Here is a 10,503-nt window from a genome sequence, read left to right on the forward strand (position 1 = left end):
CGGCGCCACGAAGCGGCGCTGGCGCAGCGGAACCCCGCCGCCGGGTGACGGCTCCGACGCCGTCAGCTCAGCGCGACGTTGACCGCACTCTCGGGCAGCTCCTTGCCGAAGGAGCGCTGGTAGAACTCGGCCACCAGCGCGCGCTCCAGCTCGTCGCACTTGTTGAGGAAGGTCACCCGGAACGCGAAGCCGATATCGTTGAAGATGTCGGCGTTCTCGGCCCAGGTGATCACCGTGCGCGGGCTCATCACGGTCGAGAGGTCGCCGTTGATGAAGGCATTGCGGGTGAGGTCGGCCACGCGCACCATCTTGTTGACGACGTCGCGCCCGCCCTCGCCGCGGTAATGCGGCGCCTTGGACAGCACGATGTCGACCTCGCGGTCGTGCGGCAGGTAGTTGAGGGTGGTGACGATCGACCAGCGGTCCATCTGGCCCTGGTTGATCTGCTGGGTGCCGTGATACAGGCCCGACGTGTCGCCGAGGCCGACCGTGTTGGCGGTGGCGAACAGGCGGAAGCCCGGATGGGGACGGATCACCCGCTTCTGGTCGAGGAGCGTCAGGCGGCCCGACACTTCGAGCACGCGCTGGATCACGAACATCACGTCCGGCCGGCCGGCATCGTACTCGTCGAAGACCAGCGCCACGTTGTTCTGCAACGCCCAGGGCAGGATGCCGTCCTGGAAGGCGGTGACCTGCTTGCCCTCCTGCAGCACGATCGCGTCCTTGCCGACGAGATCGATGCGCGAGACGTGGCTGTCGAGGTTGATGCGCACGCAGGGCCAGTTCAGCCGCGCGGCGACCTGCTCGACATGGGTGGACTTGCCGGTGCCGTGATAGCCGGTGATCATCACCCGGCGATTGCGGGCGAAGCCCGCCAGGATCGCCAGGGTGGTCTCGCGATCGAACAGGTAGTCGGGGTCGAGATCCGGCACGTGCTCGTCGGTGGCCGAGTAGGCCGGCACTTCGAGGTTCGAATCGATCCCGAACACCTTGCGCACCGACACGGTCGTGTCCGGGAGAGCGGGTGGCGTCTTCTCAGCAAGCATACGAAGCCTCGTCGGGGCAGGCCGCCCCTCCATGGGCGTCCTGCGGATGTCGCGACGGCGCGGGAGAGTCCGGCGGGCGCCGCATGTCATTAATCTGCGGGGGGAGCCGGCGCAAACGTGCCTCACCCGGATATATGGGGGAGGCGCCGCGTTTCGAGCCCCTTCCGCCGCGGATCAGGGATGCGAGATCCGTGCCCGTTCGTCCCTGGGCCATAGTCCGGTCAGCACAGCCCGGCGGCCCGCAGGGTGTCGTGGGCCTTGATGATGTCGCGCAGGCGGTCCTCGAAGGAGCGGTCGCCGCCATTGGCATCCGGGTGGAAGCGCTTCACCAGCACCTTGTACTGCGCCTTGACGGCGGCCGGGTCCGCGCTCTCGTCGAGGCCGAGCACGTCGAGGGCCTTGCGCACCGGGGCGGAGTAGCGCGGCGGCGGCGGCTCGGCGCGGGCGCGGCGCGAGGCAGCCGGGCCGGCGCCCTCGCCGCGCAGGATGCCGAGCGGATCGACGTAGTCCCAGTCGCGCTGGGGCGCGTCGGGCTTCGGACCGGTCTTGCCCCCCGGGTTGACGCCCATCGCCCAGGTCGGCCGGTGCCCGATGACCGCGTCCTTCTGGTAGGCCTGGACGGCGGCGTCGTTCATCCCGTCGAAGTAATTGTACGAGGCGTTGTACTCGCGCACGTGCTGCATGCAGAAGCGCCAGTACTGGCCCTCCTGCTTGCGCCCCTTGGGCGCCTTGTGCAGCCCGGGCTGGGTGCAGCCCGGCCGGTCGCAGGCCGGACCCTCGGCCTTCTTCGGCTCGTCGCAGGAGGGCCGGATGCGGATGCGGTCGAACAGGGGCGAGTTCAGATCCATGACGGGGCGATTATGAGGGGCGGCGGGGCGGGCACAAGGCCTCCGGGCCTGATGCCGCAGGCGGAACCGGACGGCTTGACGGGGAACGCCCGCTCCGGTCAGTCGAGCCGAAGCAGGTTAAGGACGGGTGCGCGATGAGCCTGGGCGACTGGATCAGGACGACGCTGGAGGAGCGTCTGGCGCCGACGGCGCTCAGCGTCGTCGACGAATCACACCAGCATGCCGGCCATTCCGGCTGGCGCGAGGGGGGAGAAACTCACTTCCGCCTAGATGTGGTGTCGGCGGCCTTCGAGGGAAAGAGCCGGGTCGAGCGCCACCGCATGGTGAACGCCCTCCTGGACGACGCCTTCAAGCGCGGCCTGCACGCCCTGGCCCTGCGGGCGCGGACGCCGGGGGAGGCGGGGTAGGGGCTGACGATCCCCGCTCCGCGTCGGCCGGGACGATCGCCCCGAATACCGGCTCCCGCGGCGCGAACGCATAGACTGCCGTCGCCGCCAGCAGCGCCAGCCCATACGCCAGGAACAGCCGGCCGTAGAGGGCGTCCGGCGCGAGCCCGTCCGTGCCCAGCACGAACAGGGCCGAAAGACCCTGCACGGCCGCCGCCCCGCCCATGAAGACGATGTTCATGAAGGCGACGCCGCGCCCGAGCAGGTGGGCGGGGAAGAAAAGCCGGGCATGGGCCATCAGGATGCCGTAGCTCAGGCCCGCCGCGCCGGTGAGCGCCAGCAGCGCCACCGCGAGGGCGGTCGAGCCGCCGCCGAACAGGCCGAGCACCGAGAGCGCCAGCCCGGTGACGAGGCAGCCACCGAGCGCCGTGCGCTTCGGATCGCGCACCAGCCGCTCCAGCGGCCCGTACCCGATGGCGCCCGCCGCCATCGCGGCGCTCATCGCAAGCGTGCCGTTGCCGCGCGCAAGCGCATCGAGGCCGTGGACGCCGCCGAGATAGGATCCGACCCAGAGCGAGCGCGTCGCGATGACGACGGCATAGCTCACGAACACCACGGGAAAGACCGGCCACAGGGCCCGCATCCGGGCGACCTCGGCAAAGCCCCGCCAGACCGAGGTCTTGGGCGGGTCGGCCAGACGCGGCGGGTCCTCGATCAGCCACAGCACCAGCCCTGCCGCCGCCAGGGTGACGGCACAGAGCCCGAACAGGATGGTGCGCCAGCCGAAGGCGTGGCTCGCCAGCGCCAGCGGCGTCGAGCCGAGGAGGTCCCCCGAGGTGCCGAGCCCGATCATCAGCGAGGACAGCATGGCGAAGCGCTCAGGGGGATAGGACCGCCCGAACAGGTAGAGCCCGCCCATCAGGGCCGGCGCGCAGCCGAGCCCGATCAGCGCCATCGCGGTCGCCGCGCCGGAAAACCCCCGCGACAGCCCCAAGGAGGCCGCACCGAACGCCGCGACGACCAGGAAGCCCGCCACGGTGCGCCGCGGCCCGATCCGGTCGAGGAGGAGCCCGGTCGGCACCTGGCCGGCGGCGAAGGCCAGGAACCAGCCCGCCGAGAGCAGCGCCAGGTCGGAGGGTGCCAAGCCGAGGTCGGGCCCGAGATCGGGCGCGACCATCGCCAGGAAGCCGCGGTCGAACTGGCTGATCGTGTAGGCGAGCAGCAGGACCAGGAACGCCGTCATGGCCCTGCGACCCCCATAGCCATTCCGATGAAGCGGAGACCGCTTCGTCGGAAGGCGACATGACCGACACCGCGGAGCCTCACCCGACCGCTCCGTGATCGGGTGAGGCTCCGATCCCTTACTTGATGCGCTCGAGCACGCTGACGTAGTTCGCCACCGCGACGCCGCCCATGTTGAACACGCCGGCGAGCGTCGCGTCCGGGATCTGCATGCCGCCGGCATCGCCGCAGAGCTGCATCGCCGAGAGGGCGTGCATCGACACGCCGGTGGCGCCGATCGGGTGGCCCTTGGCCTTCAGCCCGCCGGACGGGTTCACCGGCAGCTTGCCCTCCTTGGTGGTCCAGCCCTCGCGGATCGCGTCGGCGCCGCGGCCCTCCTTGGTCAGGCCCATCGCCTCGTACTCGATCAGCTCCGCGACCGTGAAGCAGTCGTGGGTCTCGACGAGGGACAGGTCGTCGAGGGTGATGCCGGCCTGGGCCAGGGCGCGGGCCCAGGCGGTGGCGGCGCCCTCGAACTTCAGCACGTCGCGCTTCGACATCGGCAGGAAGTCCTGCGCGTGGGCGGTGGCCCGGAAGGCGACGGCGCGGCGCATGCGGAGCGCCGTCTCGGTATCGGCCAGCACCACGGCCGCGGCGCCGTCCGAGACCAGCGAGCAATCGGTGCGCTTGAGCGGGCCGGCGACGAAGGGGTTCTTGTCGGACTCGGTGCGGCAGAAGTCGAAGCCGAGGTCCTTGCGCATCTGCGCGTAGGGGTTCTGGACGCCGTTCTGGTGGTTCTTGGCGGCGATCATCGCCAGCGCGTCGGATTGGTCGCCGTGGCGCTGGAAATAGGCACCCGCGATGTTGCCGAACACGCCGGCGAAGCCCGCCGGGTTGTCGCCGTCCTCCGGCAAATAAGAGGCCTTGAGCAGGGTGCGGCCGATCTCCGGGCCCGGCGTGCGGGTCATCTGCTCGACGCCGACCACCAGCACCACCCGGGCGCGCTTGGCCTCGATGGTCTTGATGCCCTGATGCACCGCGGCCGAGCCGGTGGCGCAGGCATTCTCGACCCGGGTCGCCGGCTTGAACCGGAACCCGTCATCGGCCTGGAGCACCAGCGAGGCGGTGAAGTCCTGCGGCGTGAACCCGGCATTGTAGTGGCCGAGCACGATCTCGTCGACGTCCTGCGGGCCGATCCCCGCATGCGCCATCGCCTCGTTGGCGACGCGCACGATCAGGCTCTCGACGGTCTCGGAATCGTGCTTGCCGAAGGGCGTGTGGCTCCAGCCGACGATGCAGGCGGTCATGATGGTCTCCTCCCGTATTCACCTTGCCGTGTTTGCGGCGCACTCTGCGCAACGGAAGGGCGGCCCGCAAGCGCCGCTCACGCATCCTCGGCGCGGAAACGCGCATAGCCGGCGGCGCGCAACGAGCAGGCCGGGCAGGCGCCGCAGCCATGGCCCCATGCGTGCAGCGCGCCGCGCTCGCCGAGGTAGCAGGTATGGCTCTCGCGTACGATGAGATCGACCAGCGCCTCGCCGCCGAGGTCGCGGGCGAGCCGCCAGGTCTCGGCCTTGTCGATCCACATCAGCGGCGTGTGCAGGACGAAGCGGCGATCCATGCCGAGGTTCAGCGCCACCTGCAGCGCCTTGATCGTGTCGTCGCGGCAATCGGGATAGCCGGAGAAATCCGTCTCGCACATGCCGCCGACGATGTGGCGCAGGCCGCGCCGGTAGGCGAGGGCGGCCGCGAAGGTGAGGAAGACGAGGTTGCGGCCCGGCACGAAGGTGTTGGGCAGCCCGCCCGCCTCCATGGCGATGGCGGTCTCCCGGGTCAGGGCAGTCTCGGACACCTCGCCGAGGGCGCTCAAGGACAAAGTGTGGTCCTCGCCCAGGCGCCCGGCGAAGGCCGGCACGATCCGGGTCATCTCGGCGCGCAAGGAAGCCCGGCAATCCAGCTCGATCCGGTGGCGCTGGCCGTAATCGAAGCCGAGGGTCTCGACATGGGCGAAGCGGTCGAGGGCCCAGGCGAGGCAGGTGGCGGAATCCTGTCCACCGGAGAACAGGACCAGGGCGCCGTCGGGGGACGTCATGCAGGCTCCACGAGAGAAGGGCGGCTCCGCGTCCCGGAGCCGCCCTCCTTATAAGCCCGAGGCGCGAGCGCGGCCTAACGGCCCGCGCTCACTGCCCTTGCGCCTGGTTCGCCTTCTTGTTGGCGTTGTGGTGGCCCACCGCGCAGCCCGCCGCCGCACCGGCCTTGCCGTGGCCGACCGCCTTGCCGGCAAGCCCGCCGACGATGGCGCCCTTGATGCAGCCCTTGGCCTCGGCCTGGTGCGGGATCGCGACGCCTGCGACGGCGAGGAGCCCGGCGGCGAGGAGGGAAGCGGAACGGATCATGGGAAGCTCCCGTGTCTGTGTGGGAACCTCAACCATTGACCGGGCAGGGTGTTCCATGGCCGGGTGCGTTCCGGCGTTGACGGACCGGTCCGTCGCGTCTATAGACCGCGGCTCGCGGACCTGCGGGCTTTCGCCCGGCGGGTTGCCCGTGCTTCCATGCCCTGACACGCGACGCCACGATCCCGCCGGGATCGCTCGGGCCTCGCTTTGAGAATGAGGAACGCCGATGGCCAACACCGTGTCGGCCAAGAAGATGACCCGCAAGATTGCCAAGCGTACGGCAGTCAACCGCTCGCGCCGCAGCCGCATGCGCACCTTCATCCGCAAGGTCGAGGAGGCGATCGAGGCCGGCGATCACGGCAACGCCCTGACTGCCCTGCGCAGCGCCGAGCCGGAGATCATGCGCGCGTCCCAGAAGGGGATCGTGCACAAGAACACCGCTTCGCGGAAGGTCTCGCGCCTCGCCGCCCGCGTGAAGGGCCTCCAGGCGGCCCAGGCGTAAGGCCTGGCCCCGAGGGCCCGCCCCCCGCGGCGCGTGAGGTGAGGCCCCGAGGACGAGAGGAAATGGCCCGGCCCCGTGCCGGGCTTTTTCGTGTCTGCAAAGCTCTTTTGCGGATCCGGGTTGTGCCGGTGCGGCCCGCGAACTAACGTTGCGGCAGCAAGCCAGCCTGAAGGCCTTCTCCGCATGGTCACCCGCGTCGCCACCGTCGCCTTCGAGGGGATCGAGGCGCGTGCCGTCGACGTGCAGGTGCAGATCACGCCCGGTGCCGTCGCCTTCACGGTGGTCGGGCTGCCCGACAAGGCGGTGGCGGAGTCCCGCGAGCGGGTGCGCTCGGCGCTGATCGCCTCCGGCCTGGCGCTGCCGGCCAAGCGCATCACCGTCAACCTCGCCCCCGCCGACCTGCCAAAGGAAGGCTCGCATTACGACCTGCCGATCGCGCTCGGGATGATGTGCGCCATCGGCGCCCTGCCGGCGGACGCGCTCTCGGGCTATTGCGTGCTCGGGGAACTGGCGCTCGACGGCAGCCTCACGGCAGTCGCCGGGGTGTTGCCGGCGGCGATGGCGGCCAATGCCCGGGGCCTCGGCCTGATCTGTCCGGCGGCGAGCGGCCCGGAGGCCGCCTGGGCCGCCGGCGACATGGACGTGCTGGCACCGCGCTCGCTGATCCAGCTGGCCAACCACTTCAAGGGCACGCAGGTGATGGCCCGGCCGGTGCCGGCGGTGGCCGCCCCCGCCGGCGCGCTGCCGGACCTGCGCGAGATCAAGGGCCAGGAGGGCGCCAAGCGCGCGCTGGAGATCGCGGCGGCCGGCGCGCACAATCTCCTGATGAACGGCCCGCCCGGGGCCGGCAAGTCGATGCTGGCCGCCCGGCTGCCCTCGATCCTGCCGCCGCTCGGGCCGCGTGAGCTGCTCGAAGTCTCGATGATCCAGTCGGTCGCCGGTACGCTGAAGGACGGCGCGCTGTCGAACCGCCGGCCGTTCCGGGCGCCGCATCACTCGGCCTCGATGGCGGCTCTGGTCGGCGGCGGCATCGGCGCCCGGCCCGGCGAGGTGTCGCTCGCCCATGGCGGCGTGCTCTTCCTCGACGAATTGCCCGAGTTCAACGGGCAGGTGCTCGATTCCCTGCGCCAGCCCCTGGAAACCGGCAACGTGATGATCGCCCGGGCCAACCACCGGGTGACCTACCCGGCCCGGTTCCAGCTGGTGGCCGCGATGAATCCGTGCCGTTGCGGCCAGGCCACGGAGCCCGGCTTCGCCTGCCGGCGCGGGCCCAACGAGCGCTGCGTCGCCCAGTACCAGGCCCGGCTCTCCGGCCCGCTCCTCGACCGCATCGACCTTCAGATCGAGGTGCCGGCCGTCACCGCCGCCGACCTGATCCTGCCGCCGCCGGACGAAGGTTCAGCCGAGGCCGCCGCCCGGGTCGCCGCGGCGCGGAGCCTCCAGGAGCGTCGCTACGCCGAGGTCGGCCAGCCCGCCGGCACCACCAACGCCTCCTGCCCGGCGACCCTGATCGAGGAGGCGGCCCGGCCCGACGCGGAGGGGATGGCGCTGATCCGGGACGCCGCCGACGCCATGCGGCTCTCCGCCCGCGGCTTCCACCGGGTGCTGCGCGTCGCCCGGACGCTCGCCGACCTCGACGGCGAGGCGCGGGTGCGCCGGCTGCATCTCGCCGAGGCCCTGTCCTATCGCAGCCGCTCGGACCGGCGGCCGGCAGCGGCGTGATGCATCCTGGTTAACGGAACGTCGCCGCGGTCCGCAGGATTCTCGCGATGGACCGAAGACCTCGCTAAGCCACTTTCCCCACTCATCTTTCAGCTCCATCCGCCATCCTCGCGCCGCGACTGTGCCCTGGAGGATGCGGGATGGTGTGGCTCTGCGTGGCGATCGGGCTCGTCGCCGTTCTTGCCTGGCTGGCGGCGCGGTGGAGAAGCGACCGTCTCACCCGGAGCTGGCGCGAGGGGGAGGTCGAACGCCTGCACGACCTCGTTTGGCGGACCTCCGAGAGCGAGGAGCGTTATCGCAGCCTGGTCGAGGCGCAGATCGAGCTCGTCGTCCAGAGGGATCTGGAAGGCCGGATCACCTTCGCCAATCGCGGCTTCGCCGACCTGCTCGGCACGACGCCCGAGGCGTTGCTGGGCACCATGCGGGAGGCCGACGTGGTCGAGAGCGGCGTGATGCACCAGCGTGCCGACGGCGCCCGCCTGGTCGACCTCGCGATCCAGCCGGCCGGTGGCGGCCCCTCGCGCTGGTTCGCCTTCGTGGAGACCGTGACGGTCGGACGCGACGGGCGGGCCGAGATGCTGCGGGCCGGCCGGGACGTCACCGAACGGGTCGAAGCCGCCCGCTTTCTCGAGGAGGCCCGCAGCCGGGCCGAGGCCGCGAGCGTGGCGAAGTCGCGCTTCATCGCGAGCGTCAGCCACGAGTTCCGGACGCCGCTCAACGGCATCATGGGCATGGCCGACCTGATGCTCGACACGCCCCTGAACCCCGAGCAGCGCACCTATGCCGAGGCGGTGAAGACCTCTGGCGAAGCGCTTCTGTCGCTCATCGACGGCATCCTCGACTTCTCCAAGATCGAGGCCGGCCGCCTCGACCTCGCGGCGGAGCCGTTCGACCCGGCGGCCCTGGTGGAGAGCGTCGTGGAGCTGCTGGCGCCCCGCGCCCAGGACAAGGGGCTGGAAATCGCCGCCGACATCGAGGCGCTGCCCGCGACCGTGATCGGCGATGCGGACCGGGTGCGCCAGATCCTGATCAACCTCGCCGGCAACGCGGTGAAGTTTACGGAGGCGGGCGGTGTCGGCGTGACGGCCGCCTGGGAGGCCGATGGGCTCACGGTCGCCGTGCACGATACCGGCCCCGGCATCCCGGAGGAGCGACTGCCGATGCTTTTCCAGGAATTCGAGCAGGGGGACGGCAGTGCCAGCCGGCGGCACGAGGGCACCGGCCTCGGCCTCGCGATCACGCAACGCCTCGTCGACCGCATGGGCGGCCGGCTCGCCGTCACGTCGTGCCCGGGTGAGGGGAGCTGTTTCCGGGTGCATCTGCCCTTGAGCAAGGGGCCAGACCGGACTCGACAGCTACCGCCGAGCCTCGACGGACAGCGCGTTCTGGTGGTCGCTGCCGCGGCCTTCGAGGCGCCCTACATCGCGCGGCGTCTCGGCCGGGCCGGCGCCGAGGCGGTGGTGGTCGAAAGCGCGGCCGAGGCCGTCACGGCCCTCTCTGGCGAGGCCTTCGCGGCGGTGGTCGCCGACCGCGCCCTCGGCGATGCGGCGGTGCGCGGCATCGCGGCCGCGGCGCGACAGGCCGGCGTGAGCCGCAGCATCGTGCTGCTGTCACCCTTCGACCGGCGCGAGTTCGGCTCTCCGGCTGCCGCCGGCTTCGACCGTTACCTGATCAAGCCGGTTCGCCTCACCTCTCTCCTCGCTCGTCTGGCCGAGCCGACACCGCCGCCCACTCGCGCCCCGGCCGCCCGAGAGGGCGCCGTGCGGCCATCCTCGCGCCGGCCGCGGGTGCTGCTGGCGGAGGACAACCCGATCAACGCGCTCCTCGCCACCAAAGCCCTCGAGCGCCTCGGTGCCGTCGTGCTCTGGGCCCGGGACGGCGCGGAAGCCGTCGCACGGCTTCAGGAGGCGGCGACCTCTGCGACGCAGTTCGACCTTGCCCTGGTCGATATCCGCATGCCCATCCTCGACGGGCTCGAAGCGGCGCGTCAGGTGCGCGCTCACGAGGCGGAACATCGTCTCCCACGCCTTCGCCTCGTGGCATTGACCGCCAACGTCCAGGCCGAGGATCAGGCCGCTGCCCTCGATGCCGGCTTTGACGGCTTCCTGTCGAAGCCCCTCGATCTCAAGGCCCTGCCGCCGCTCCTGGAAGCGCAGGCGGCGTGATGCATCCCCCGAGCGCTGTGGAGGGACGGTGGGTCCCGCAGCGCTCACCCTGGTTGGAGGCTGTGGGCATCCCAAGCCACTCGTCCTGAATCGGGTGAAGACCCTTGCAAAGCGTCGGTCGCCGTGAGGCGAGGGGGCTTGAACGCGACGAAGCCCGCCAGAAGGTTCTGGCGGGCTTCGTCGTGAGGGTCGTGAGGAGGGAATGCGTGCGTGCTTG

The 10,503-nt window shown here is 71.1% G+C and carries 10 protein-coding genes; 4 read left to right on the top strand and 6 right to left on the bottom strand.

Annotation, left to right across the window (positions count from 1 at the left end; genetic code table 11):
* Positions 1–62: 62 nt before the first annotated feature.
* Together cobS and VQ03_RS17320 are read right to left on the bottom strand one after the other, a co-directional pair.
* Entirely contained in the window at positions 63–1,046 is a 984-nt protein-coding gene (cobS, locus tag VQ03_RS17315) for a cobaltochelatase subunit CobS (protein ID WP_048452132.1), read from the bottom strand.
* A gap of 221 nt (positions 1,047–1,267) precedes the next feature.
* Entirely contained in the window at positions 1,268–1,894 is a 627-nt protein-coding gene (locus VQ03_RS17320) for a J domain-containing protein (RefSeq protein WP_048452133.1), read from the bottom strand.
* A 134-nt stretch (positions 1,895–2,028) separates the two neighbouring features.
* Between VQ03_RS17320 and VQ03_RS17325 the strand changes: the two genes are divergently transcribed.
* On the top strand, positions 2,029–2,301 hold the full coding sequence (locus tag VQ03_RS17325; protein ID WP_048452134.1) for a BolA family protein: 273 nt from the start codon (positions 2,029–2,031) through the stop codon (positions 2,299–2,301).
* Here the strand turns inward: VQ03_RS17325 and VQ03_RS17330 are convergent.
* The 4 genes from VQ03_RS17330 to VQ03_RS17345 all read right to left on the bottom strand — a co-directional run bounded on the left by VQ03_RS17330 (position 2,243) and on the right by VQ03_RS17345 (position 5,897).
* Positions 2,243–3,523 (bottom strand): MFS transporter, encoded by a 1,281-nt coding sequence (locus VQ03_RS17330; protein ID WP_048452135.1) that lies wholly within the window; start codon positions 3,521–3,523, stop codon positions 2,243–2,245. The genes VQ03_RS17325 and VQ03_RS17330 overlap by 59 nt on opposite strands.
* A gap of 118 nt (positions 3,524–3,641) precedes the next feature.
* Positions 3,642–4,808 (bottom strand): acetyl-CoA acetyltransferase, encoded by a 1,167-nt coding sequence (locus VQ03_RS17335; protein ID WP_048452136.1) that lies wholly within the window; start codon positions 4,806–4,808, stop codon positions 3,642–3,644.
* A gap of 77 nt (positions 4,809–4,885) precedes the next feature.
* Positions 4,886–5,593: a 7-cyano-7-deazaguanine synthase QueC gene (queC, locus tag VQ03_RS17340; RefSeq protein WP_048452137.1), complete on the bottom strand. Its 708-nt coding sequence runs from the start codon at positions 5,591–5,593 to the stop codon at positions 4,886–4,888.
* A gap of 88 nt (positions 5,594–5,681) precedes the next feature.
* The gene (locus tag VQ03_RS17345) at positions 5,682–5,897 is read right to left on the bottom strand and encodes a glycine zipper 2TM domain containing protein (protein WP_048452138.1); all 216 of its coding nucleotides are present in this window, start codon (positions 5,895–5,897) and stop codon (positions 5,682–5,684) included.
* Between the two features lie 226 nt (positions 5,898–6,123).
* On the opposite strand from VQ03_RS17345, the gene rpsT reads away from it, so the two are divergent.
* The 3 genes from rpsT (at position 6,124) to VQ03_RS17360 (ending at position 10,286) form a co-directional block, all read left to right on the top strand.
* Complete coding sequence (gene rpsT, locus VQ03_RS17350) at positions 6,124–6,399, top strand: 30S ribosomal protein S20 (RefSeq protein WP_048452139.1); 276 nt, start codon at positions 6,124–6,126, stop codon at positions 6,397–6,399.
* Between the two features lie 183 nt (positions 6,400–6,582).
* Positions 6,583–8,121, top strand: a complete 1,539-nt coding sequence (locus tag VQ03_RS17355; protein WP_048452140.1) for a YifB family Mg chelatase-like AAA ATPase — start codon at positions 6,583–6,585, stop codon at positions 8,119–8,121.
* A gap of 140 nt (positions 8,122–8,261) precedes the next feature.
* On the top strand, positions 8,262–10,286 hold the full coding sequence (locus tag VQ03_RS17360) for an ATP-binding protein (RefSeq protein ID WP_083468060.1): 2,025 nt from the start codon (positions 8,262–8,264) through the stop codon (positions 10,284–10,286).
* Positions 10,287–10,503 lie beyond the last annotated feature (217 nt).

Source organism: Methylobacterium tarhaniae, assembly GCF_001043955.1.
Taxonomy (GTDB): domain Bacteria; phylum Pseudomonadota; class Alphaproteobacteria; order Rhizobiales; family Beijerinckiaceae; genus Methylobacterium; species Methylobacterium tarhaniae.

What these genes read in the sequence shown, in the direction of transcription:
- VQ03_RS17325 (WP_048452134.1), top strand. Translation starts at nt 2,029, where the DNA reads ATGAGCCTGGGCGACTGGATCAGGACGACGCTGGAGGAGCGTCTGGCG.
- VQ03_RS17360 (WP_083468060.1), top strand. Translation starts at nt 8,262, where the DNA reads ATGGTGTGGCTCTGCGTGGCGATCGGGCTCGTCGCCGTTCTTGCCTGG.
- cobS (WP_048452132.1), bottom strand. Translation starts at nt 1,046, where the DNA reads ATGCTTGCTGAGAAGACGCCACCCGCTCTCCCGGACACGACCGTGTCG.
- VQ03_RS17355 (WP_048452140.1), top strand. Translation starts at nt 6,583, where the DNA reads ATGGTCACCCGCGTCGCCACCGTCGCCTTCGAGGGGATCGAGGCGCGT.
- VQ03_RS17345 (WP_048452138.1), bottom strand. Translation starts at nt 5,897, where the DNA reads ATGATCCGTTCCGCTTCCCTCCTCGCCGCCGGGCTCCTCGCCGTCGCA.
- VQ03_RS17320 (WP_048452133.1), bottom strand. Translation starts at nt 1,894, where the DNA reads ATGGATCTGAACTCGCCCCTGTTCGACCGCATCCGCATCCGGCCCTCC.
- VQ03_RS17335 (WP_048452136.1), bottom strand. Translation starts at nt 4,808, where the DNA reads ATGACCGCCTGCATCGTCGGCTGGAGCCACACGCCCTTCGGCAAGCAC.
- queC (WP_048452137.1), bottom strand. Translation starts at nt 5,593, where the DNA reads ATGACGTCCCCCGACGGCGCCCTGGTCCTGTTCTCCGGTGGACAGGAT.
- rpsT (WP_048452139.1), top strand. Translation starts at nt 6,124, where the DNA reads ATGGCCAACACCGTGTCGGCCAAGAAGATGACCCGCAAGATTGCCAAG.
- VQ03_RS17330 (WP_048452135.1), bottom strand. Translation starts at nt 3,523, where the DNA reads ATGACGGCGTTCCTGGTCCTGCTGCTCGCCTACACGATCAGCCAGTTC.